At 74.3% G+C, this 22,869-nt stretch carries 18 protein-coding genes; 11 read left to right on the top strand and 7 right to left on the bottom strand.

The features are described 5' to 3' along the window. Positions 1–148 precede the first annotated feature (148 nt). Genes QE405_RS12855 through QE405_RS12845 form a run of 3 tightly spaced genes read right to left on the bottom strand, consistent with a single transcriptional unit; the run spans position 149 to position 3,685 of the window. A complete protein-coding gene (locus tag QE405_RS12855) occupies positions 149–1,432 on the bottom strand; it encodes an MFS transporter (protein WP_307201328.1) in 1,284 nt (427 codons plus the stop codon). After that, positions 1,429–2,493: an LLM class flavin-dependent oxidoreductase gene (locus tag QE405_RS12850; protein ID WP_307201326.1), complete on the bottom strand. Its 1,065-nt coding sequence runs from the start codon at positions 2,491–2,493 to the stop codon at positions 1,429–1,431. The genes QE405_RS12855 and QE405_RS12850 overlap by 4 nt, the downstream gene beginning before the upstream one ends. Before the next feature lie 55 nt (positions 2,494–2,548). Beyond that, positions 2,549–3,685, bottom strand: coding sequence for an acyl-CoA dehydrogenase family protein (locus QE405_RS12845; RefSeq protein WP_307201324.1), 1,137 nt, complete (start codon positions 3,683–3,685; stop codon positions 2,549–2,551). Positions 3,686–3,863: 178 nt separating this feature from the next. Between QE405_RS12845 and QE405_RS12840 the strand changes: the two genes are divergently transcribed. From QE405_RS12840 to QE405_RS12790, 11 genes are all read left to right on the top strand, one after another. Continuing rightward, the gene (locus tag QE405_RS12840) at positions 3,864–5,495 is read left to right on the top strand and encodes an ABC transporter substrate-binding protein (protein WP_307201322.1); all 1,632 of its coding nucleotides are present in this window, start codon (positions 3,864–3,866) and stop codon (positions 5,493–5,495) included. Next, complete coding sequence (locus QE405_RS12835; protein ID WP_307201320.1) at positions 5,492–6,565, top strand: ABC transporter permease; 1,074 nt, start codon at positions 5,492–5,494, stop codon at positions 6,563–6,565. The genes QE405_RS12840 and QE405_RS12835 overlap by 4 nt, the downstream gene beginning before the upstream one ends. Then, positions 6,562–7,470 carry an ABC transporter permease gene (locus tag QE405_RS12830; protein ID WP_307201318.1) on the top strand — a complete coding sequence of 303 codons (909 nt, stop codon included), beginning with the start codon at positions 6,562–6,564 and terminating at the stop codon, positions 7,468–7,470. Before QE405_RS12835 ends, QE405_RS12830 begins: the two co-directional genes overlap by 4 nt. Next, complete coding sequence (locus QE405_RS12825; protein ID WP_307201316.1) at positions 7,467–9,110, top strand: dipeptide ABC transporter ATP-binding protein; 1,644 nt, start codon at positions 7,467–7,469, stop codon at positions 9,108–9,110. Before QE405_RS12830 ends, QE405_RS12825 begins: the two co-directional genes overlap by 4 nt. Further along, complete coding sequence (locus QE405_RS12820; protein WP_307201314.1) at positions 9,107–10,393, top strand: acyl-CoA dehydrogenase family protein; 1,287 nt, start codon at positions 9,107–9,109, stop codon at positions 10,391–10,393. Before QE405_RS12825 ends, QE405_RS12820 begins: the two co-directional genes overlap by 4 nt. After that, positions 10,393–11,649: an LLM class flavin-dependent oxidoreductase gene (locus tag QE405_RS12815; RefSeq protein WP_307201312.1), complete on the top strand. Its 1,257-nt coding sequence runs from the start codon at positions 10,393–10,395 to the stop codon at positions 11,647–11,649. Before QE405_RS12820 ends, QE405_RS12815 begins: the two co-directional genes overlap by 1 nt. Next, on the top strand, positions 11,646–12,599 hold the full coding sequence (locus QE405_RS12810) for an LLM class flavin-dependent oxidoreductase (RefSeq protein ID WP_307201311.1): 954 nt from the start codon (positions 11,646–11,648) through the stop codon (positions 12,597–12,599). The genes QE405_RS12815 and QE405_RS12810 overlap by 4 nt, the downstream gene beginning before the upstream one ends. Beyond that, positions 12,596–13,852, top strand: coding sequence for an acyl-CoA dehydrogenase family protein (locus QE405_RS12805; protein WP_307201309.1), 1,257 nt, complete (start codon positions 12,596–12,598; stop codon positions 13,850–13,852). Before QE405_RS12810 ends, QE405_RS12805 begins: the two co-directional genes overlap by 4 nt. A 53-nt stretch (positions 13,853–13,905) precedes the next feature. After that, on the top strand, positions 13,906–14,937 hold the full coding sequence (locus tag QE405_RS12800) for an aldo/keto reductase (protein ID WP_307201307.1): 1,032 nt from the start codon (positions 13,906–13,908) through the stop codon (positions 14,935–14,937). Between the two features lie 24 nt (positions 14,938–14,961). Beyond that, positions 14,962–15,999 (top strand): aldo/keto reductase, encoded by a 1,038-nt coding sequence (locus tag QE405_RS12795; protein WP_307201305.1) that lies wholly within the window; start codon positions 14,962–14,964, stop codon positions 15,997–15,999. A 126-nt stretch (positions 16,000–16,125) separates the two neighbouring features. Then, complete coding sequence (locus QE405_RS12790) at positions 16,126–17,511, top strand: NtaA/DmoA family FMN-dependent monooxygenase (protein ID WP_307201303.1); 1,386 nt, start codon at positions 16,126–16,128, stop codon at positions 17,509–17,511. Positions 17,512–17,541: 30 nt separating this feature from the next. On the opposite strand, the gene QE405_RS12785 is transcribed toward QE405_RS12790, so the two are convergent. Genes QE405_RS12785 through QE405_RS12770 form a run of 4 tightly spaced genes read right to left on the bottom strand, consistent with a single transcriptional unit; the run spans position 17,542 to position 22,675 of the window. Beyond that, positions 17,542–18,027 carry an ATP-binding protein gene (locus QE405_RS12785; RefSeq protein ID WP_307201301.1) on the bottom strand — a complete coding sequence of 162 codons (486 nt, stop codon included), beginning with the start codon at positions 18,025–18,027 and terminating at the stop codon, positions 17,542–17,544. Next, the gene (locus tag QE405_RS12780; RefSeq protein WP_307201299.1) at positions 18,020–18,337 is read right to left on the bottom strand and encodes an STAS domain-containing protein; all 318 of its coding nucleotides are present in this window, start codon (positions 18,335–18,337) and stop codon (positions 18,020–18,022) included. Before QE405_RS12780 ends, QE405_RS12785 begins: the two co-directional genes overlap by 8 nt. A gap of 9 nt (positions 18,338–18,346) precedes the next feature. Continuing rightward, a complete protein-coding gene (locus QE405_RS12775; protein WP_307201297.1) occupies positions 18,347–20,659 on the bottom strand; it encodes an FdhF/YdeP family oxidoreductase in 2,313 nt (770 codons plus the stop codon). 36 nt (positions 20,660–20,695) lie between these two features. Then, on the bottom strand, positions 20,696–22,675 hold the full coding sequence (locus tag QE405_RS12770; RefSeq protein ID WP_307201295.1) for an FG-GAP repeat domain-containing protein: 1,980 nt from the start codon (positions 22,673–22,675) through the stop codon (positions 20,696–20,698). Positions 22,676–22,869: the final 194 nt, after the last annotated feature.

Raw genomic sequence — 22,869 nt, 5'->3', positions numbered from 1 at the left:
AACTGTGCGGTCGGTGCGGGTCGGGTCGGGCGGGACCCGTCCCAGCCGCACAACGCGCGCGCCCTCGGCCCCGCTCTCGCCCGCGACCTGCTCGGTACGCCGCGGGCGAGCCCCGCGCCGTACCCCCTGCGGGACGTCATGCGGGACGTCATGCGGGGCGGCGCCGGGGGGCTGTGGTTCGCATGACGTCCGGCGACGAGGCGGGCGTCACCCCGGGGCGCAGGCCCCGACGGGCCACCAGACCCAGCGCGGCGGCGCCCACCAGCGAGGCGGCGCCCGAGGCGACGAGGAACCGCCAGTCGCCCAGCCACGCCGCTCCGAGCGGGGCGCCGGCGCGGGAGAGCGCGACGGGCACGGTGAGGAGCCCGACGATGCTGGCGAAGCGCGCGACGCCGAAGGTGTCGGCCACGATCGACGGCTTGGCGACGACGCTGACACCGAGCCCCACGCCGACGCACGCCACGCAGACGAGGGCGAGCGGCACGGACGTCGCGACGAGCGGCAGCAGGAGGAGACCGGTGCCCTGGACCGCGAACGCCACCGTCGCGACCCGGGCCATGCCGAACCGCCGCGCGAGCGGGGCGAGGCAGAGCCGCGAGGTGATCTGCATGATGCCGACGACCACCGGCAGGGTGGCGGCGACGGCGGGGGAGTGCCCGACGTCGACGAAGTAGCCGACCATGAGCAGCAGGAACGCCGCGACGGCCCCGGCTTGCGCCACGAGCGCGAGGCCCAGGAGCCAGAGCCGTGGGTTGCGCAGGGCGGCGCCGACCGGGGTGCCGCCGCGGCGCACGCTGCCGAGCCGGTGGCTGCGCCGGTCCGGCACGACGAGGAAGTGCGCCGGCACCGCCACCACGGCCAGGGCCGCGGCGTGCACGAGGAGGGTGCCACGCCACCCCAGCTGCGTCTCGAGCCAGCCGGTGAGCGGGTAGTAGAAGCTCGTCGCCAGCCCGGCCGCCATCGTCACGGCGAGGATCGCGCCATCGCGCCGTGCGGCGTCGGCCACGGCGACGAGCACGGCGAACGCCGCCTCGTAGGTCGACATCGCCAGCGCCATGCCGACGAGCGCGAACGCCAGGTAGACCCCGCGGATGTCCGCGGCACGTGACCAGGCGACCACGGCGAGCACCCCGACCACCGAGCCGGTCGTCATCAGCATCCGCCCGCCCCAGCGGTCGAGCAGGGATCCCACCGGCAGCGCGGCCAGCGCGCCGACGATCGTCGACACCGTCGCCGCCCCCGCCACGGCGGTGCGGGTGACGCCGAGGTCGGTGGCCATCGGCACGAGGAGGACGGAGAACGACTGGGACATGGCGCCGTAGGCCAGCGTCGAGGTGACGGCGAAGACGATCACCAGGCGACGCGCGGCCGCCGGGTCGCGCGTGGCGCGGGTGGAGCCGGGACACGCGGGGGGAGCGACCTCGGCGGTCATCCCCGCAGCAGCGGGAGGAGGCTCCGGCCCTGACGCTCGATCTCGCGGAGGTACGGCGTGTCGGACAGCACGAAGTGCGTGATGCCCAGGTCGGCGTAGCGGCGCAGCGACGTCGCCACGTCCTCCGCGGAGCCGACGAGCCACGTCGTGCCCGCGCCGCCCCCGCCGTACCGACCCGGTGCCGTGTAGAGGTTGTCGTCGAGGACGTCGCCCTGCTCGGCGAGGCGGAGCAGCCGCTGCTGGCCCTCGGCGGCCCGGCGGTCGGGGTCGTGCGCGAACTCGCCGTGGGAGCGCGCCATCTCCGCGACCTTCGCCTCCGCGTCGGCCCATGCCTCGTCGGTGGTCCCACGCACCAGCGTGGTGATGCGGAGGCCGAACTCCAGCGGCGCGTGCTCGCGCTCGAGCCGGTCGGACAGGGTGCGGAGGCGGTCGATGCGCTCTCCGACGCCGTCGAGGGTCTCGCCCCAGAAGAGCTGCACGTCGGCCTCCGTGGCCGCGACCCGCTCGGCGGCCTCCGAGGCCCCGCCGAAGTAGAGGGTGGGGTGGGGGCGGCCCGGGGTCGCGGTGATCCGCGGCGTGACGGTCGAGTTGGTGACCGAGAAGTGCTCGCCCTCGTAGGTCACGCGCTCCTGGGTCCACAGGCGACGCACCACCTGGAGGAACTCCTTCGTGCGGCCGTAGCGGTGGGCCTGGTCGCCCTCGGCGTCCCCGTACGCCGCGAGGTCGTCGCGGCCCGACACGATGTTGACGCGGAGCCGGCCGCCGGTGAGGTGGTCGAGCGTGGCGGCTGCCGCGGCGAAGTTCGCGGGACGCCAGTAGCCCGGCCGGATCGCCACGAGCGGCTCGAAGGTGGTGGTGCGCGCCGCCAGGGCCGTCGCGACCGTGAAGGTGTCGGGCCGGCCCCAGCTGGTGCCGATGAGCGCGCCGGTCCAGCCGTTGTCCTCGAGCGCGCGGGCGTGGCTCGTCAGCGTCTCGAGGCTGTTGTGGTCGGAGCGCACCGCGTCACCGCGGTGGCCGGGCTCGATCTGGTTGGGGATGTACCACAGGTACTGGGCGCTCACGGTCGTCGTTCTCCTCGGCGGGTGCGGGGGCTGGTGCGGGGGGCTGGTCAGGGGGTCAGCGGGCGCCGGCGAGGTCGGCGAGGTGGGTGAGCTGGGCGTGGCGCACGTCGTCGTTCTGGCCCTGCACGAGGGCGAACAGCGCGGAACGCGCGTGGAGCTGGGCGGTGTCGTCGGTGGCGAGGCCGCGTCCGGAACGCGCCGCGAGGAGCGCGCGCGTGAGGACGCCGAGGGCGTCGAGGGTCGCGACCTTCGTCGCGAGACGGTCCGACAGGCGGTGACCGCCCACGCCCGTGGCGGTGACCTCGTCGGCGAGGGTGTACGCCGTCGACCGCAGGGTCGCGATCCGCGGCCGCCAGGCGCGGGCGACGGCGTGGGCGTCGGGGTCCGCGGCGGCCTCGAGCTCCTCGAGCACGGTGGCGGCGAGGCCGAAGTGGTGCGGTCGGGCGTCGCCCGCGACCCCGAGGTCGCGCGCCCGCCACGCGGCGAGCGGCACGGTGTCGAGCACGTGGGAGTCCGGGACCTGCACGGCGTCGAGGCGGGCCCGCTCGGTGCGGCTGCCGGCCACGGCCGCCAGGCCGAGCGGGACGGTGTCCAGGTCGCCCGCGGGCACGAGGGCGGTCACGACCTCGAGGGCCACGGGGTCGACCGCCTCCACCGTGACGGCGTCGTTGAGGCCCCACCCGCTCACCCACGAGAGCTCGCCGTCGAGCGTCCACCCGTCGGTGGCGCGGCGGGCCGCGACGTACCGCTCCGGGAACCGCCTCACGTCGCTGACCCCGGCGCCGAGCAGCACGTGGCCGCGCAGCACCGCGGCGGCGAGCGGGGGGAGCCGACGCCCCGCGGCGGCGAGGCCGGCGAGCCGGGCCACCTGCGGAGCGTGCTGCGCCCAGACCAGCCAGGTGCTGAAGCAGGCGCCCGCGAGCACCTCGTGGAGCCGACGGTCGACGCTGCGGCCGGCGTCGGCGCCGCCGTGCGTCGTCGCGGCGGCGTGGTGGAGGAGTCCGGCGGCGGCGAGCGCGTCGACGTGCGATCGCGGCACACCGTCACGGTCCGTCGCGAGGGCGGCCGGACGCAGCACCTCCGCCGCCAGCGTGCGGGCCGCGACGACCAGCGGGTGGGTGTCCGCAGCGTCCACGGCCTCGGCGGCGTCCGACAGTGAGGGGGCGGGGCGAGAGGTGGGCGCGGTGGTCATGCGGCTCCTTCGGTCACGGTCCGGACGGGGGCGGAGGCGCATCGGCGAGACGCGTGACCACCATGTGGACAGCAATCTAGAGCAAAATTCCTAAGTTGATACGAATAGTCCACTTACAGGACACCCCGCCGCACGGACCCCCGAAGCCGCGCGGCGCTTCGAGAAGGAAACCCCCGAGATGACCCCGCCCCGCCTCCGCCAGACCCTGGCCTCCCTCGCCGCCGTCGCCGTCCTCGGGGCCGGTCTGTCGGCGTGCAGCAGTGCCTCCGACGCCGCCGGCGCCGTGGGCGACCCCGTCGCCGGCGGCACGCTCGAGGTCTACGACCCGGTCGAGTACGGCGCCTGGCAGATCACCAACACGCTGTGGTCGAACAGCAACGTGACCGACAACCTCGTCGACCGCCTCACCTGGCAGGACCCGGAGACCGGCGAGATCAAGCCGTGGCTCGCCGAGTCGTGGGAGATCAGCGAGGACGAGCTGAGCTACACGTTCCACCTCCGCGACGGCGTGACCTTCTCCAACGGCGAGCCGGTCGACGCCGCGATCGTGGCGGCGAACTACGACCAGCACGGCTACGGCGACGAGGCCCTCGGCGTCGCGCCGGACCAGTTCTTCACGGGCTACGCGGGCTCGGAGGTCGTCGACCCGCTCACCGTGACCATCAACTTCACGGAGCCCAACGCGGGCTTCCTCCAGGTCACGTCGATCTACCGGTCCGGCATCCTCGCGCAGTCCTACCTCGACCTCGACTGGAACGCCAAGGGACAGGCCGAGAACCTGATCGGCTCCGGGCCCTTCGTCGTCGCCGACGTCGAGGGCACGACGGGCATCACCCTCGCGCGCCGTGACGGCTACGACTGGGCGCCCACCGGCGCCGCCCACGACGGCGAGGCCTACCTCGACGAGATCGTCTTCACCTCGGTGCCGGAGGCCAGCACCCGGGTCGGTGCCCTGCAGTCGGGCGAGGCCCACGTCGCGCGCAACATCGCGCCGTACGACGAGGAGACCGTCACGGCCGCCGGTGGCCAGCTCCTCGCCGTACCCGTCCAGGGGCAGGTCAACAAGCTGTCGATCTCCCTCGGCGCGGACGCGCCGACGCGGGAGCTCGCCGTGCGTCAGGCCCTACAGGCGGCCACGGACCGCGAGGAGATCAACGCGACCGTGCTGTCCGACAGCTACGGCATCCCGACGAGCAGCCTCGTCGCCTCGACGCCGGGCCACGGGGACGCGTCGTCCTACCTCGAGACCGACACGGCCCGTGCCGAGGAGCTCCTCGAGGACGCCGGGTGGGTCGAGGGCTCCGACGGCATCCGGGAGAAGGACGGCGAGCGGTTGTCGTTCACGCTCTACGTGACGCCCTACTACCAGGTCTCGCAGGCGGTGCTCGAGCTGCTGCAGGCCCAGTGGGAGGAGGTCGGCGTCGAGACCGAGCTGCAGACGCCGTCGCTGACGGAGTACGAGGCGCTGCTGGCCGACGACCCGCAGGCCGTGGTGTTCCAGCAGGGCCAGCTCTCGCGCGCCGACGTCGACGTGCTGCGCACCGCCTTCGACTCGACGGCGCAGGACACGACCCGCGCCACCACCCCGGACGCCACGCTCGACGAGCTGGTCCGTGCCCAGGCCCTCGTCTTCGACCCGACGGAGCGGCAGGCAGCCGTGCAGGCGGTCGAGGACCACGTGTTCGAGAACGCGCTCATCATCCCGCTCTACGAGGAGACGCAGGTCTTCGGCCTCGCGCCCAGCGTGCAGGGCTTCGGCACCGAGGCGGTCGCGCGCGCCTGGTACTACGACACCTGGATCAACGAGTGAGGCGCTACGTCGCGCGGCGCCTCGGGCAGGCGGTCCTGGTCCTCTGGGCCGCCTACACCCTGTCGTTCGTGCTGCTGAGCGCCCTCCCGGGGGACGCGGTCTCCAACCGCATCAAGAACCCGGACGCGCAGGTCTCGCCCGAGGCGGGACGCATCCTGCTCGACTACTACGGTCTCGACCGGCCGCTGTGGGAGCAGTACGTGCACGGCCTCTGGTCCGCGCTGCGGGGTGACCTGGGGTTCTCCCTGTCGACGGGCTCGGAGGTCACGTCCCTCGTCGCGGACGCCCTGCCGTCGACGCTCCAGCTCACCGGCCTGGCCCTCGTGGTCGCGGTGCTGCTGGCCGTCGCGGTGGCGCTGGTCGCGAACTACGCGCCGTGGCGGTGGGTGCGCTCGCTCGCCGAGTCCGTGCCCGCCCTGTTCGCCTCGGTGCCCACGTTCGTCGTCGGCATCCTGGCCCTGCAGTACCTCTCCTTCCGGTTCCACCTCGTGCCGGCGGTCGACGACGGCACGCCGCTGGCGCTCGTCGCCCCGGCGGTCACGCTCGGCATCGTCGTCGCGGCGCCGCTGAGCCAGGTGCTGACGGCGTCGATCGCCGGCACCCGGCGCCAGCCCTTCGTGCACGTGCTGCAGGCCAGGGGCGCGGGGGAGGGCTACATCTTCCGCAAGGACGTCCTGCGCAACTCGTCCCTCCCGGTGCTGACCCTCCTCGGCCTCGCGGTCGGCGAGCTCATCGCCGGCTCCGTGGTCACCGAGGCGGTCTACGCCCGCCCCGGGATCGGCCAGCTGACGGTCGGCGCGGTGCAGACCCAGGACCTGCCGGTCGTGCAGGGCGTCGTGCTGCTCTCCACCGCGGCGTACGTCGCGGTGAACCTCGCGGTGGACCTCGCCTACCCGCTCATCGACCCCCGGATCCTCGTGGACGGCCGTGCGCGGTCGTCGACACGGGCGCGCGGCGCGGCCGCGGAGGTCGTGGCCGGCGAGCCCGTCGTCCCGGTGCCGCCGACCGGGGCGGTCCAGCCGACGCCGTCGGGCCGGCGCGGGCTGCCGGTGGAGGTGGCGATGCCATGAGCACCGTCCTCGCGAAGCATCCCGCACCGGCGTCGCCCGCCCCGGCGGGCGAGCCGGCCGCACCCGCGGTCACCGCCGGCTCCCGGGCCCGCGCCGTCCTCCGCTGGACCGGGGCTCGCTGGAGCCTCGGCCTCGCGCTCGCCGTCGTCGGTCTCGTGCTGCTGTGGGCCGTCGTGCCGCAGCTGTTCACCAGCTACGACCCCGTCGCCGTCGACCCCGCCAACAACCTGCGTCCGCCGGGCGAGGGCCACCTGTTCGGCACCGACAACCTCGGACGCGACGTCTACTCCCGCGTCGTCCACGGCGCGCGCGCCTCGCTGTCGGGGTCCGCCATCGCCGTCGCGGTCGGCGTGCTCGTCGGGTCGCTCGCCGGGGCCGTCGCCGGCTGGTTCGGCGGGTTCGTCGACACCGTCGTCATGCGGGTCATCGACGTGGTCCTCTCCATCCCCGGCTTCCTGCTGGCGATCACCCTCGTCGTGCTCCTCGGCTTCGGGATCGTGCAGGCGGCCATCGCCGTGGGCCTCACCTCGTCGGCCACGTTCGCGCGCCTCATCCGTTCCGAGGTGCTCAAGGCCCGGGCGAGCACGTACGTCGAGGCCGCGATCACCAGCGGCGCCTCGAGCCTCGCGATCCTGCGCCGCCACGTCGTGCCGAACTCGATCGCCCCGACGCTGTCGCTCATCACGGTGCAGTTCGGCATCGCGATCATCTGGATCGCGTCGCTGAGCTTCCTCGGCCTCGGTGCCCAGCCGCCGGACCCGGAGTGGGGGCGCCTCGTCGCCGACGGTCGCAACTACATCGCGACGCGCGGGTGGCTGACGCTCTACCCGGGGCTCACCGTCGTCGCCGTGGTGCTGGCGACCAACCACATCTCCCGCCACCTCGCGAAGCGGAGCACCCGATGACCGACACCCCCGAGGCGTCCCCGCTCCTCTCCGTCGAGGGCCTCTCGGTCGCCTACCGCGTGGGCCGCTCGACCCGACGGGTGCTGCACGACGTGTCGTTCGAGCTCGCGCCCGGCCAGGTCCTCGCCCTCGTCGGCGAGTCCGGCTCCGGCAAGACCACGACCGGTCATGCCGTGCTGGGCCTGCTCCCCGAGAACGGGGAGGTCGTCGGCGGCCGCATCCGGTTCCGCGACCAGGTCCTCACCGACCTGAGCCCGCGGGGCTGGCGCGCGGTCCGTGGCAGCGCGGTCAGCCTCGTCCCGCAGGACCCGACGGTCTCGCTCGACCCGGTGCGCCGGGTCGGCGCCCAGGTCGAGGACGTGCTGCTGCTCCACACCGACCTCGACGCCGAGGCCCGGGCCCGCCGGGTGCACGAGCTGTTCGAGCTCGTCGGCTTCACCGACGTGGCGCGCCGCGTGCGGCAGTACCCCCACGAGCTCTCCGGCGGCATGCGCCAGCGCGTGCTCGTGGCGGCCGCCGTCGCCGCCGAGCCGGAGCTCATCGTCGCCGACGAGCCCACCTCGGGCCTCGACGCGACGGTGCAGCAGCAGGTGCTCGACCTCGTCGACGACCTCCGCCGTCGTTCGGGCACGGCGGTCGTGCTCGTCACCCACGACCTGGGTGTCGCCGCCGACCGCTCCGACCTCATCGGGGTGATGCACGAGGGCCGCCTCGTCGAGCTCGGTCCCACGGCCGAGGTCATCGCGGCGCCGCAGCACGCCTACACCCGTCGCCTGCTCGACGCCGTGCCGTCGCGCCGGCCCGTGGTGCCGCGCCCGCCCCGCTCGGCCGCTCCGGCGGACCGGGTGGTGGAGGTGCGCGACCTGACGCGGACCTACGGCGACCTCACCGCCGTCGACGGCGTCTCCTTCGACGTACGCCGCGGGGAGACCTTCGCCATCGTCGGCGAGTCCGGCAGCGGGAAGTCCACGACGGCCCGGGTGCTCACCGGCCTGACGGAGGCGACGTCGGGCACGGTGCGCCTGCTGGGATCCGACGTGACGCACCTCGACCGCGCCGGCTTCCGCCCCCTGCGCCGTGCCGTGCAGATCGTCCACCAGAACCCGTTCGCCTCGTTCGACCCCCGCTTCGACGTGCGCGACGTGGTCGAGGAGCCCCTGCGCTCGTTCGCGCCGCGGTCGCTCCACCCGGGGCGCCGCCGGCAGCAGCGGCGCGAGCACGAAGAGCGCGTCGTCGCGGCGCTCGAGGCCGCCGCGCTGTCGGCCGACTTCCTGCGGCGTCACCCCCGGGAGCTCTCGGGCGGCCAGCGCCAGCGGGTCGCGATCGCGCGCGCCCTCGTGCTCGAGCCGGAGGTCGTCGTGCTCGACGAGCCGATCTCCGCGCTCGACGTGTCGGTGGCGGCGCAGATCCTCGACCTCCTGCGCCGGCTGCAGGACGAGCGGGGCCTGACCTACGTCTTCATCTCGCACGACCTCGCCGTGGTGCGGGCGATCTCCGACCGCGTCGCGGTCATGCAGCACGGCCGGATCGTCGAGCAGGGCCCCACCGAGCGGGTCTTCTCCGCCCCCGGCGACCCCTACACGGAGCGGCTGCTCGACGCGATCGCCGGCCGCGCCCTCACCCCAGGAGCAGCGTCATGACCGTCGACGGCCCCCGCACGATCCCCGACGGCACCCGCACCGGTGCCGCCGGCCAGCCGCGCACGCTCGCCGCGGCGTTGCCCCGCATCCGGGCGGTGCTCGCCGACCTCGCGGTCGGGGCGGGGGAGCGCGACCTGCGGCGCGAGCACCCCTACGCCGGCGTGCGGGCCCTCGCCGACGCCGGCTTCGGGCGGCTGCGCGTCCCGGCCGAGCACGGCGGGTTCGACGTCGACCTGCCCACCCTGGTCGGTCTCCTCGTCGAGGCCGGGCAGGCCGACTCGAACCTCCCGCAGATCTGGCGTGGCCACTTCACCGCGACGGAGATCCTGCGCCAGGAGGTCGACGCGGAGGCGCGGCGCCACTGGTTCGCGGCCATCGCGGACGGGGCGGTGTTCGGCAACGCCCAGTCCGAGCCGTCGACGGTGCCGGGAGCCGAGCCCACGACGACCCGCGTGCGGGTCGCCGCGGACGGGGCGCGGCTGGTGTCGGGGCGCAAGTTCTACTCGACCGGCGCCCGGTTCGCCGACTACGTGCGCGCCGCCGTGGTCCACGACGACGACCGCCGCGGCTTCGTCGTCGTGCCCGCGCGCCACCCCGGCGTCACGCACGTCGACGACTGGGACGGGGTCGGGCAGCGCCAGACCGGCAGCGGCACCACCTTGTTCGACGACGTCCCCGTGGAGCCCCACGGCGACGTCGGCGGGTTCAGGGAGGCCCTGCGCGGGCTGGACTCGTTCGTCCAGCTGGTGCACCTCGCCAACCTCGTCGGCATCGCCCGCGACGTGCTCGCGGAGACCACCGCCGTGGTCCGGTCGCGCACCCGCACCAGCCTCCACGCGCTGAGCCAGGACGCGACGAGCGACCCCGAGGTGCTCGGCGTGGTCGGCCGCATCCACACCCGGGTGCTCACGGCGGAGGGCCTGCTGCGCACCGCCGTGGAGGCGCTCGAGGAGGCGCACGCCGTGGGGGAGGAGGCGGCCTACAGCGCGGCGTACGTCGTGACGTCCTCGGCGCAGGTCGGCGTGATCGAGGCCGTCCTCGACGCCGCGACCACCGCGTTCGACGCCGGCGGCTCGTCCGCGGTGCGCGAGCAGGTGCACCTCGACCGGCACTGGCGCAACGCGCGCACCCTCGCCTCCCACAACCCGGTCGTCCACAAGCCGCGCATCGTCGGCGACCACGTCGTCAACGGCCGCACCCCCGAACCGGGCTACTACCGCGATCGGCGGTCGCTCGACGACGCCGACGCCCCCGTCGACCGCTCGCAGGAAGGGGCCCTCTGATGGCCGATCAGCTGCACCTCAACGTCAACATCCTCAACGCCGGGGTCTTCGGCGGCTCGTGGCGGTTCCCCGGCACCGACGGGCTGGCGAGCTACGGCATCGAGCACTACACGTCCATCGCGCGACGCGCCGAGGCCGCCAAGCTCGACGCCGTCTTCCTCGCCGACGGGCCGGTGCTCGACCCCAGCATCCGGCACCGCACCGGCAACAACCTCGAGCCGACCACCGTGCTCGCCCGGATCGCCGCCGAGACCGAGCGCATCGGCCTCATCGCGACGCTCTCCTCGTCGTACAACGACCCGGTCGAGCTCGCCCGCCGCCTCGGCGACCTCGACCACGTGACCGGCGGGCGCTTCGGCTGGAACGTCGTCACGACGGCCGGGGCGGCCGCGGCCGCCAACTTCGGCCGGTCGGGCGAGCCGGAGCACGCGCTGCGCTACCGCCGTGCGGCCCTCGTGGTCGAGGAGGTCGTCGGGCGCTGGGCGGACCGCGAGGCGCTGGTCTCGCCGCAGGGCCGCCCCGTCGTCGTCCAGGCGGGCGGGTCGAGCGACGGCAAGCGGCTCGCCGCCCGCGTCGGCGAGGTGATCTTCTCGGCCGAGCAGGACCTCGCCACGGCGCGCGCGTTCCGCACCGAGCTGCGCACGCTCGCGGCCGAGCTCGGCCGCGACCCCGACGAGATCGTGGTGCTCCCCGGCCTCTCGACCGTCATCGGGAGCACCGAGGAGGAGGCGCGCCGGCGTCGCGAGGTGCTCGACGAGGTGCTGCCCGACGCCTACGCGCGGGCCCGGCTCGCTGGCCAGCTCGGCGTCGACCTCACGGAGCTCGCCGACGACGAGCCGATCCCGACCGAGATCCTCCACGACCCCGACACGGCCGGCGGCTCGCAGACCTTCTACCGGGTGGTGCGCGACCTCATCGACCGCGAGAACCCCACCCTCCGCCAGCTCCTGCGCACGCTGTCCGGCGGCGGCGGGCACCGCATCGTCGTCGGCACGCCGGAGCAGGTCGCCGACGACGTCGAGCGCTGGTTCCGTCACGGGGCCGCCGACGGCTTCAACCTCATGCCCGACGTGCTGCCCTCGGGGCTCGACGGCGTGGTCGACGGCCTCGTGCCCGAGCTGCAGCGACGGGGCCTGTTCCGCCGGGACTACGAGGGCACCACCCTCCGCGACCACCTCGGGCTCGGCCTGCCGGCCGTGCCAGGTCGCCTCGACCCCACCTCCGACCTGTCCACCTCGACGAAGGCCAGCGCATGACCGTCCCCCTCCTGCTCGACCTCACGGTCGGCGAGCCCGACCCCGGCACCGGTGTCGTGTCGCTCGCCGTGGCGGTCGACCTCGTGACCGCCGCCGCGGGTGCCGGGGTCGTGGCCGTCCGCCTCCGTGACGGCGACGCCGCCCCGGGCGTGCTCGACCCCAGCGTCGTGGCGTCCTACCTGGCACCGCTCGCGCCGTCCCTGGGCTACCTCGTCGACGTGCCGACGACGCAGCACGCGCCGTACAACACCGCGCGGCGGGTGCTCTCGCTCGACCGCGCCACCGGCGGACGCGCCGGCGTCGTGCTGCGTCCCGGCGTCGGCGACGACGTGAGCGACGGTGTCCCGGACCGGCCGGTGCCGGCGGTGACGCCGGGGGAGCGGTGGGCGGAGTACGCCGCGGTCCTCACCGGCCTCTGGGAGTCCTTCCCGCGCGAGGCGCTGCTGGGGGACCAGGAGGCCGCGATCGTCGTGGACGACACCCTGCTGCGCCCGATCCACCACGAGGGCGCGGCCTACCGGGTCGCCGGTCCCCTCGACGGCCCCTCGTCGGTGCAGGGCCGTCCGGTGCTCGCGGTGGCCGACGTCGCCGCGATCGGGTGGGAGGCCGCCGCCTCGGCCGACCTGGTGATCCTCGACCCGGACGACCTGGACGGAGCCGGTACGGCGCTGGCCGCGGCCCTCGAGGCCACGGGGCGCCAGCGGACCGAGGTCGTGCTCGCGGGCCGCTGGACCGGGGCCGGCGGATCGGACGTCGCCGACCTCCCGACATGGGCGGCCGACCGCGGCCTCCAGGCGCTGCTGCTCGCCCCGGAGGGGGGTGCCGCCGACGTGCGGGAAGTGCTCTCCACGCTCTCCGCGCTCGCCCCGCCGCCGAACGACGCCACGGGCCGCGACACCCTGCGGCGCGCGCTCGGGCTCGCCACGACCCGGACGGAGGTCCCGGCGTGACCGCCGTGCAGGACGCCCCCACCCAGCCGCACGCCGTTCCCGGTGGACCCGGTGGACCCGGTGCTCCGGATGCTTCCGACCTCACCGTCGCGGGTGTGCGGGCCGCCGTCGCGCCGGTCCTGCAGCGCCTGGCCGCGACCTCGGCCGCGCGGGAGGCCGCCCGCGACTTCGCCTTCGACGACGTCCGCGCCCTGGGCGCCGCCGGCGTCGGCCTCCTCGTCGTGAGCCGCGACGAGGGGGGCGCGGGCGGGTCGCTCCGCGACGCCGTCGACCTCGTCATCGAGGTCGCGCGCGCCGACTCGAGCGTCGCGCAGGCCCTGCGCTCGACGTTCCTCGCCTCGGTCCAGGTCGCGAGCCGGCCCGACCTGCCGCACCGCGACCGCGCCCTCGCGCGCCTGCTGTCGCGGGGCCTCCAGGCGGGCACCGGGAACGAGCGCTCCGGCGGTGCCAGCGGCTCGGTCTCGACGACGGCCGAGCGCGTGGAGGGCGGCTGGGTCGTGACGGGTGAGAAGTACTACTCCACCGGCGGCCTCTACGCCTCCTGGTTCTCCGCCCAGGCGCAGGCGGCCGACGGGACGCTGGTGCGGTTCACGGTGCCCACCGACCGCGAGGGCGTCGAGCTCGTCGACGACTTCGACGCCGTCGGCCAGCGCCTCACGGCGAGCGGCACGACGCGGCTGCACGGGGTGCGCGTCAGCGACGACGAGGCCGTCGTCGGCGGCGAGGCCGTGCCCGACAACCCGTGGCAGGGCAGCTTCGCCCAGCTCTACCTGGCCGCCGTCCAGGCCGGGGTCGCGGCCCGGGCGCTCGACGACGCCGTGTGGTGGGTGCGCGAGCGCGCGCGGCCGATCAAGCACAGCAGTGCGACGACGAGCGCCGAGGACCCCTACGTCCGGCAGACGGTCGGCGAGATCGCGGCCCGCGCGCAGGCCGCCCGTGCCGTGGTGCTGCTCGCCGCGGAGGAGCTGCAGGCCACCTGGGGGCTCACCGGCGACGAGGCCCGCGCGGCGGGTTCCGCAGCCGCGGTGCACGTCGCGCAGGCCGGCGTCGTCGCGATCGAGTCCGCCCTCAAGGCCGCCGAGCTGCTCTTCGACACCGGCGGCGGGTCGATCACCGACCGGGCCCTCGGCCTCGACCGGCACTGGCGCAACGCCCGCACCGCCGCCAACCACAACCCGCGCCAGTGGAAGCAGGCCGTCGCCGGCGCCTGGCACGTCGCCGGGGAGGAACCACCCACGACCGGTCTCTTCTGACCCCCGCCCCGATCGACCGCCCACCCGACACCACCCCCCGAAAGGCCCGTCTGATGACCATCGAGGTCAACCGCGTCCTCGGCCGCACCGGCGTCCTCCTCAGCCCGCTCACCCTCGGCACGATGAACTTCGGCCGCTGGCAGGAGCGCGACGAGAGCATCCGGATCATCCACGCGGCGCTCGACGCCGGCATCAACGCCGTCGACACCGCCGACGCCTACGCCCAGGGGCTCTCCGAGGAGATCCTCGGCGAGGCCCTCCGGGGACGCCGCGACGACGTCTTCGTCGCCACGAAGTTCCACGGGCAGATCGGCGACGACCCGCGGCACGCCGGCAACTCCCGCTGGTGGATCACCCGCGCGGTCGAGGACAGCCTCCGCCGACTGGGCACCGACCACATCGACCTCTACCAGGCGCACCGCCCCGACCCGCGCACCGACCTGCTCGAGACGCTCCAGGCGCTCGACGGCCTGGTCCGGGCGGGCAAGATCCGCTACTACGGCACCTCCACCTTCCCCGCGCACGAGCAGGTGCGGGCGCACTGGCTGGCCGAGAAGCACGGGCTCGTGGCCCCGCACACCGAGCAGCTGCCCTACTCCCTGCTCGTCCGCGGCGCCGAGCGCGAGGTCTTCCCCGTCGTCGAGCGGTACGGCGTCGGCGTGCTCAGCTACGGCCCCCTGGCTGCCGGCTGGCTCTCCGGCCGCTACCGCGTCGGCGGCGAGCAGCCCGAGTCGGCACGTGCCGACCTCATCCCGGGACGCTTCGACATCGCCGCCGAGCGCAACCAGCGCAAGCTCGTCGCCGCGGACGCCCTCGCCGCCCTGGCCGAGGACAACGGCCTCACGCTCGTCGAGCTCGCCATCGCGTTCGCCCTCAACCACCCCGCGATCAGCAGCGTCATCATCGGGCCGCGCACGCAGGACCACCTGGAGGCCTACCTGAAGGCGGTCGCGGTGTCGCTCCCCGACGCGGTGCTCGACCGCATCGACGAGATCGTCGACCCCGGCACGCAGTTCCTCGAGCGCGACACCGGCCAGCACACGCCGTCGCTCCAGCCCGCCGCGCTCCGCCGCCCCCGCTCCTGATCCCCGCCACCCGGAAGGAACCCCATGACCACCTCGCCCCGCTGGGACACCCCGTACGTCGCGAACCCCGACCGCTACGCCAGCATCGCCACCCGCCGCGTCGGCACGCACGGGCTGCGGCTGCCGGCCCTCTCGTTCGGCCTGTGGCAGAAGTTCGGTCGCGACTACGACTTCGAGACGCAGCGCGAGATCATCCTCCACGCCTTCGACCTGGGCATCGGCAGCTTCGACAACGCCGACCGCTACGGCCCGCCGCACCGCGCCGCCCAGCAGACCTTCGGGCGCGTGCTCGCCACGGACCTCGCGCCCTACCGCGACGAGCTCTTCCTCTCGACGAAGGCCGGCGGCGACCTCGGCCCCAGCCCCTTCACCAGCGGTGGTTCGCGGAAGGCGCTGCTGAGCTCGTTGGAGCACAGCCTGCGCGACCTCGGCACCGACTACGTGGACGTCTTCTACCACCACCGGCCCGACGAGGACACGCCGCTGGAGGAGACCGCGGCCGCGCTGGCGAGCGCGGTCCAGCAGGGCAAGGCGCTGCACGTCGGCATCTCGAACTACGCCCCCGACCGCGCGCACGCGATCGCCGGGCTGCTGCGCGAGGCGGGCGTGCCGCTCCTCATCCACCAGCCGCGCTACTCCATCTTCGACCGCCGCATCGAGCAGCCGGGCGGGCTCATCGAGACGGCCCGCGAGGACGGCTTCGGCCTCATCGTCTACTCGCCGCTCGCCCAGGGCCTGCTGACGAACAAGTACCTCGAGTCGATCCCCGAGGGTGCCCGGGCCGAGAACTCCTCGTTCCTCAGCCCGGACTCCATCGACGAGACCTACCGGCAGCGCGCCGCGGAGCTCGACAAGCTCGCCGCCGCCCGCGGCCAGTCGCTCGCGCAGCTCGCCCTGCAGTGGGTGCTCCGCAAGCCCGAGGTCAGCACGGCGCTCGTCGGAGCCAGCTCGACCTGGCAGCTCGACCACAACATCCAGGCGCTCGAGGCCGCGCCGTTCACGGACGAGGAGCTCGCCCTCATCGACGAGCACGGCGTGCACGGCACGGGTCTCAACCTGTGACCTCCGCCTGACCCACCCCTCTCCCACCCCCTCTTCCACCCCCCTCCCGGGTCGTGGTGCGAGGCCGCGGCTTTCCGCAGGCCTCACACCACGACCCGGGTGGCTCACCGGACCCCGAGGACCCCCGTGCCCGAGACCCCGTCGCCCACCCCGTCGGGTGCGCCCCACTTCATCGCCTCGCTCATGACGCCCGGTCACTTCCGCACCGCCTGGCGGCTCCCGGAGGCCGACCCGGGCCTGCACCTGAGCATCGACCACTACCAGCGCCTCGCCCGGATCGCGGACGAGGTCGGCCTCGACGCGGTCTTCCTCGGGGACGCCCCCGCGCTGGGACCCGACATCGCCTCGACGCCCGGCGGCGGCATCGACCCGCTGGTGCTCCTCGGCAACCTGCTCGCGGTGACCGAGCGCGTGGGGGCCGTGGCGACCAGCTCGTCGACCTACAACGCGCCGTACAACCTGGCGCGCCGGTTCCAGTCGCTCGACATCGTCAGCAAGGGCCGGGCCGCGGTCAACGTCGTCACGACCTTCGCGCCCGCCGCGGCGGCCAACTTCGGGTGGAGCGCCGCGCCGGAGAAGGAGGTGCGCTACCGCCGCGCCCACGAGTTCCTCGAGGTCGTCACGAAGCTGTGGGACGCGTGGGGCCCGGGGTCGCTCCCGCGGGACAAGGAGTCGGGGATCTACGGCGACGTCGACCGGATCCGCCGGATCGACCACCGGGGCGAGTTCTTCTCCGTCGCCGGGCCGCTGCCCGTGCCTGCCGGTCCCCAGGGGCGTCCCGTCGTCGTCCAGGCGGGTGGCTCCGAGGGCGGGCTCCGCCTCGCGGGTGACTTCGCCGACGTGGTGTTCACCGTGGCCCAGACGCAGGGCAAGGCCGTGGCCTTCCGGGAGGACATCCGTGCGCGGGCCGCCGCCGCGGGGCGTGACCCCGACGCCGTCAAGGTCTCGCTCGGCGTCATCGTGCTCGTCGGCGAGACGGACGCCGACGCGCAGGAACGGCTCGCCGCCCTCCAGGCCACGCTGCCGCTGGTCGACGTCGCGCAGAACCTCCTCGCCACCCTCGGGCTGCCCGACCACGGCGTCGACACGCCGATCCTCGTCGAGGACCTGCCGGAGCTGGCGCAGGGCGGCGAGGGCTCGACCGGGTTCCAGGTCAGCCTCCGGGCGCTCGTCGCCGAGCAGCCCCGCACGGCCACCGAGCTCGCGCGGCTGACGGTCGGTGCCTCGGCCGGCGGCCACCGTCTCGTCGTCGGCTCACCGGAGGCGATCGCCGACGACCTCGAGGACTGGTGGCGGGCCGGCACGGCGGACGGCTTCACCGTCATGTACGCCGACACGGCCGTCGACTTCGAGCGCTTCGCACGCCTGGTGCTGCCCCTCCTGGCGGGACGCGGTCTCTTCCGGGAGGCGCCGGTCGGATCGACGCTGCGGGCGCGGCTCGGCCTCGCGGGCGATCCGCGCCGTACCCGGGACGTCATCCCGTCCGGCGCCCGGGGCGACCGCCCCGCATGACGTCCGGCGGGCGGGCACGGGGGAGGAGCCTCAGCCCGCCCTCGGATCGGCGGCGGTCGCCAGGTGCACCTCGACGGTCGTCGCGCCGGCGTGGGTCGTGACCTCCCACCGGTCGGACAACCCGTCGACGATGAGCAGGCCGCGGCCGCGGGGCGCGTCGAGCTCGGGCTGCTGCACCTGCAGCCGCGCCCCGTCGCCCGTCACCGGCGGCAGGCCGGCGGCGGGCGCCCGGCGGGGGTGGCAGCGGGGGCACCGCGGGTGGGGGCCGTGGTCGGTGACCCGCAGCACGACGGTCTCGGGGGTCGCCTCCCACGCGAGGTGCAGCGTCTCGTTGGGGCAGGGGAAGCCGTGGTCGAGGCTGTTGGCGACCAGCTCGTGGAGGACGAGGAGCGCGTTCTCCGTCACCACCTGGGCGGTGCCCGCCGTGGCGAGGTGGTGACGCAGGAGCCGGCGGGCCAGGTCGGCCCCACGGTCGGTGAAGGGCACCTCGGTCTGGAAGGCCACGACCTCAGCCATCGCTCTCCACCACCTCGACGCCCGTGATCGTCAGCACCCGGTGCGCGACGGTGCCCGGCGCGGCGACGACCGTGAGGTCGGCGCCGTGCAGGCGCATGCGGCGCCGCAGCGACAGCAGCGTGCCGATCCCGAGGCTCGGCAGGAAGTCCGCCCGGCTCAGGTCGAGGGTGATCGACCGGGTGAGGCCCTCCGAGGCCGCGGTGATGGCCCGGTCGAGCTCCTCGACGTCGCGGAACGCCCAGACGCCGCCGGTCACGGTCACCGTGCGCGTGGTGGGGTCCAGCGCAGACGCGAAGGGAGGCTCCTCCATGGGAGAAACCTAGCGGGCGCCGTGCGGCTCGAGGCGCACGACGACGGACTTCGAGGTCGGGGTGCGGGAGGTGTCGGCGTAGGAACCCAGCGGCACGAGCACGTTCGTCTCGGGGTAGTACGCCGCGGCGCACCCCCGCGGTGTGCTGTACGCCACGCAGCGGAAGGCCTCGGCGCGGCGCTCGCCGTCGCTCCACTCCGAGACGAGGTCGACGACGTCGCCGTCGGCGAGCCCCTGCTCGGCCAGGTCGTCCGCGTGCACGAGCACGACCCGGCGACCGCCGTGGATGCCCCGGTAGCGGTCGTCCTTGCCGTAGATCGTGGTGTTGTACTGGTCGTGCGACCGCAGCGTCTGCAGCAGCAGGCGCCCCGCGGGCACGCGCGGGAACTCCAGCTCGTTGACGGTGAACTCCGCCTTGCCCGACGGCGTGGTGAAGCCGCGCTCGTCGCGCGGGCGGTGCGGCAGCACGAACCCGCCGGGCACGTCGATCTTCGCCTCGAAGTCCTCGAACCCCGGTACGACGCGGGAGATCGACGCCCGGATCGTCGCGTAGTCGTCGCGGAACGCGCGCCAGTCCGCCTGGGGAGCGTTGTCGCGGCCGTCCAGGAGCCGCTCGGCGAGCTCGGAGATGATCGCCACCTCGCTGCGCAGCTCGTCGCTGGCGGGGGCCAGCCGTCCCTGGGAGGCGTGGACGGCACTCATCGAGTCCTCGACGGTGACGCGCTGCGGTCCGCTGGCCCGCACGTCGGCCTCGGTGCGTCCGAGCGTCGGCAGGATGAGCGCGCGACGTCCGTGCACGACGTGGGAGCGGTTGAGCTTCGTCGACACCTGCACGGTGAGGTCGAGCGAGCGCAGGGCCTCCTCGGTGACGGCGCTGTCCGGGGTGGCGCGGGCGAAGTTGCCGCCCATGCCGAGGAACACCTTGGCCTTCCCCGCGGCCATGGCCTCGATGGCCGCCACCGTGTCCCACCCGTGCTCGCGCGGCGAGGTGAACCCGAACTCCGCGTCGAGGTGGTCGTGGAACCACGCGGGCATCTGCTCGAAGATCCCCATGGTGCGGTCGCCCTGCACGTTGGAGTGCCCGCGCACGGGGCAGACGCCGGCGCCGGGGCGGCCGATGTTGCCCTGCAGGAGCAACAGGTTGACGACGTCGCGGAGCGTGGCGACGGAGTGCTTGTGCTGGGTCAGGCCCATCGCCCAGCAGACGATGGTGGAGCCGGAGCCGAGCAGGAGCGCGGCGACCTCCTCGATCTGCGACCGCTCCAGGCCGGTCGCCTCCGCGACGTCGTCCCAGTCCAGCGAGGCGAGGTGCGCGGCGTACTCCGCGAAGCCCCGCGTGCGCTCCTCGACGAAGGCGTGGTCGAGGACGGTGCCGGGGGCGGCCTCCTCGGCGGCCAGCAGGAGGGCGCCGAGGGCCTGGAAGAGCGCCTGGTCGCCGCCGAGCCTGACCTGGAGGAACACGTCGGCGATCGGGGTGCCGCGGCCGACGACGCCGCGGGCCTTCTGGGGGTTGTCGAAGCGGAGCAGCCCGGCCTCGTGCAGCGGGTTGACCGCGACGACCGTGCCGCCGTTGCGCTTCGTCTTCTCCAGCGCCGACAGCATGCGCGGGTGGTTGGTGCCGGGGTTCTGCCCGGCGACGATGACGAGCTCGGCGGTCTCGACGTCGTGGAGCGACACCGAGCCCTTGCCGATGCCGATCGTCTCGGTGAGGGCGGAGCCCGACGACTCGTGGCACATGTTCGAGCAGTCGGGGAGGTTGTTGGTGCCGAGGCCGCGGGCCAGCAGCTGCCACAGGAACGCGGCCTCGTTGGAGGTGCGTCCGGACGTGTAGAAGACCAGCTCGTCGGGGGAGTCGAGCGCGGCGACCTCGTCGGCCACCACGGCGTACGCCTCCTCCCACGTCACCGGGCGGTAGTGCTTGGCCCCCTCGTCGAGCAGCATCGGGTGGGTGAGCCGCCCCTGCTGGCCGAGCGCGAAGTCGTCCCAGGTCTCCAGCTCGGCGACCGGGTGCGCGGCGAAGAACTCCGGCGGCACCCGGCGCCGGGTCGCCTCCTCGGCGACGGCCTTCGCGCCGTTCTCGCAGAACTCCGCCGCGCTCCGGTGGTCACCCTCCGGCCACGCGCAGCCCGGGCAGTCGAACCCGTGCTTCTGGTTGACGAGCCGCAGGGTCTCGCCGGTGCGGACGGGCCCCATCTGCTCGACCGCGATCTGCATCGCGTGCGCCACCGCCGGCACCCCGACGGCACGCTGCTTCGGCTTGCCCACCGTCACGGCGCTCTCGTCGATGTTGGCGACGGCGGGGGTCACGTCCTCTCGTCCCATGTCCGCCATCATCCTCCACGGGTGGCGGGCGCGTGCTCAGCCCTCGTAGTTGCGGGTGGGGTAGTAGGTCGTCGGGTTGGCGTTCTGCCGCGCGCGGAGCCACTGCGTCCAGAGCACGACACCGATCGTGTCGGTGCGCTGGCCGCGCTCCCACGTGCCGCCGATGGGCTGGTAGTACGGCGCCAGCGCCTGCGTGCCCATGACGATGCCGGTCGGTGCCTGGTCGCAGGTGGCCGTGACGCAGTGCCGCAGCGCGAAGGTGCGGTTCGCGACGCGCCACATGCCGATCTCGTCCTTGCCGTCGCCGTTCCAGTCACCCGTGGTGACCTGGTACGCCGCGGAGACCGCCCCGAACTGGAAGCTGGTCGACGTCGTGGCGCTGGTGCGGATCGCGAAGACCTTGCTCTTGGTGTCGAGCAGGCCCACCTCGTCCTTGCCGTCGCCGTTCCAGTCGCCGGCGATCGGCTCGTAGCTCCGGCTGCGGGAGCCGAAGGAGAACGACCCGACGCGTCCCTCCTGGGTGCGCAGGTGGAACGTCGCGGTGCTGGGGTCGAAGACGCCGATCTCGTCGGTGCCGTCGCCGTCCCAGTCGCCCACGACGAAGCGCCAGCCGACCTTGCCGAGCGTGATGATGCGCTCGGACTCGCCGGAGCCGGGGGCCACGTACTCCACCGAGCCGGCGTCGGACGCCTCGTTGGTGAGGTGCACCCGGTTGCCGAGCACGCCGGCGGGCGTGTCGACGCCGTCGCCGTCCCAGTCGCCGGTCAGTGCCTGGTCGAACTGGCTGAACCGGCCGTAGGACCGGGCCGGCACGTCCCGCGGCAGGAACTGCGACTGGTCGAGGGAGGAGAGCGAGCGCTGGTTGTAGACCGCGCTGCTCGACACCGGCAGGCGGGGGTCGCGCTTCACGTGGCCGCCCTGGTCGGTCCACTGGCCCGAGTAGCGGCAGTAGGTGCCGCGGATCGGGTCGGTGTGGCGGCGGGTCGGCGGGCCGTACCAGAGGTCGGTGCGGGTGACGTTGCCGCGCCCGTCGAGGCAGTACGGCTGCACCGACGCCGGCCCGTCGGGCCAGTCGCGGGTGGCGCCGAGCATGATGTTGTCCTCGATGAGCGAGCCCGAGGTCTCGAAGGCCAGACGCACGTTCGTCCACGCGCCGAGGAAGGTGTTGCGGCGGATCGTGATGCCCGCCGTGCCCGCGTTCGCCGTCGTCTGCGACGAGGCGCCGAGCTTGATGTTGGACCCGTTGGAGGACCCGGCCAGCACGTTGCGCTCGATGTAGCCCGGACCGGAGCCCGTGTTCGGGTGCACGTAGATCAGGTGGTCGGTGTCCGCCGTGGCGCCGCGACCGGGGTTGGACCAGATCGTGTTGTGGCTGATCGTCCAGTCCTTCGGCTGGCCCCACACCTGGACCATGCCGTAGGTGCCGAAGCAGCAGATCTTGGAGTTGCGCAGGATCCAGCCGGTGCCGCCCACGAACTGCACGAGGTAGCCCGGCGGCTCCGTCGTGTCGCGGTAGCGCGCGCCGTTGCCGGAGATGTTGAAGCCGTCGAACGTCCAGTACTGCGCGTTGTCGATCGCCAGCGGCTCGTCGAGGAACACCTGGTCGTTGGCGGCCTGCACGGTGATCCGCTTGTCCGGCGTGCCCGCCGCGAGCCCGTTGGGCCGGATCACGTAGCTGTTCGGCGACGCGTAGCGCCCGCCCTTCACGAACAGGGTGTCGCCCGCCCGCAGCTTCTGCATCGACTGGCGGAGGTCCTTCCACGGCGCCGCCGACGTGCCGGGGTTCGCGTCGTTGCCGTTCGTGGCGACCCAGAAGACGCGGCCGGTGGGGGCGGCGGCTTGGACGGCTGCGGCGGCTGCGGCGGTCGGGGCGGTCGGGGCGGCTGCGGCCACGGAGCCGGCCACCTGGGCCGCCACGGGGGAGCCGTGGGCGCCGAGCAGCACCGTCAGGGCGAGCACGAGCAGGACGGCGGCACTACCACGCCGAGCACGCCGGCGGAGCGGGAGGGAGGGCATCCTCGGAGCGTAGGGCCAGACCTCGCCCGTGGCGACGGTTTCGGCCCAGTTGCCCCCGCGCGGGCGAGGAGGTCGAGCCGGGGCGCTCGAGGAAAGAGAACGCGGACGGATCCAGCCGGGCCGAGGAAAGTGCGCGGCGGGGGCGACGCTCGGAAAGAGAACGCGGACCGGGAGGGGCAGGGCCTCGGCGTGTC

Source organism: Nocardioides zeae (assembly GCF_030818655.1).
Classification (GTDB): Bacteria; Actinomycetota; Actinomycetes; order Propionibacteriales; family Nocardioidaceae; genus Nocardioides; species Nocardioides zeae_A.
Note: the sequence above shows the minus strand (reverse complement) of the source record. Positions and strands in the feature narration are given on the sequence as shown.

Bases quoted from the DNA above. Each gene is read 5' to 3' on its own strand.
- QE405_RS12795 (WP_307201305.1), top strand. From the start codon at position 14,962: ATGACCACCTCGCCCCGCTGGGACACCCCGTACGTCGCGAACCCCGAC.
- QE405_RS12820 (WP_307201314.1), top strand. From the start codon at position 9,107: ATGACCGTCGACGGCCCCCGCACGATCCCCGACGGCACCCGCACCGGT.
- QE405_RS12845 (WP_307201324.1), bottom strand. From the start codon at position 3,685: ATGACCACCGCGCCCACCTCTCGCCCCGCCCCCTCACTGTCGGACGCC.
- QE405_RS12825 (WP_307201316.1), top strand. From the start codon at position 7,467: ATGACCGACACCCCCGAGGCGTCCCCGCTCCTCTCCGTCGAGGGCCTC.
- QE405_RS12815 (WP_307201312.1), top strand. From the start codon at position 10,393: ATGGCCGATCAGCTGCACCTCAACGTCAACATCCTCAACGCCGGGGTC.
- QE405_RS12785 (WP_307201301.1), bottom strand. From the start codon at position 18,027: ATGGCTGAGGTCGTGGCCTTCCAGACCGAGGTGCCCTTCACCGACCGT.
- QE405_RS12770 (WP_307201295.1), bottom strand. From the start codon at position 22,675: ATGCCCTCCCTCCCGCTCCGCCGGCGTGCTCGGCGTGGTAGTGCCGCC.
- QE405_RS12780 (WP_307201299.1), bottom strand. From the start codon at position 18,337: ATGGAGGAGCCTCCCTTCGCGTCTGCGCTGGACCCCACCACGCGCACG.
- QE405_RS12800 (WP_307201307.1), top strand. From the start codon at position 13,906: ATGACCATCGAGGTCAACCGCGTCCTCGGCCGCACCGGCGTCCTCCTC.
- QE405_RS12775 (WP_307201297.1), bottom strand. From the start codon at position 20,659: ATGGGACGAGAGGACGTGACCCCCGCCGTCGCCAACATCGACGAGAGC.
- QE405_RS12830 (WP_307201318.1), top strand. From the start codon at position 6,562: ATGAGCACCGTCCTCGCGAAGCATCCCGCACCGGCGTCGCCCGCCCCG.
- QE405_RS12855 (WP_307201328.1), bottom strand. From the start codon at position 1,432: ATGACCGCCGAGGTCGCTCCCCCCGCGTGTCCCGGCTCCACCCGCGCC.
- QE405_RS12810 (WP_307201311.1), top strand. From the start codon at position 11,646: ATGACCGTCCCCCTCCTGCTCGACCTCACGGTCGGCGAGCCCGACCCC.
- QE405_RS12840 (WP_307201322.1), top strand. From the start codon at position 3,864: ATGACCCCGCCCCGCCTCCGCCAGACCCTGGCCTCCCTCGCCGCCGTC.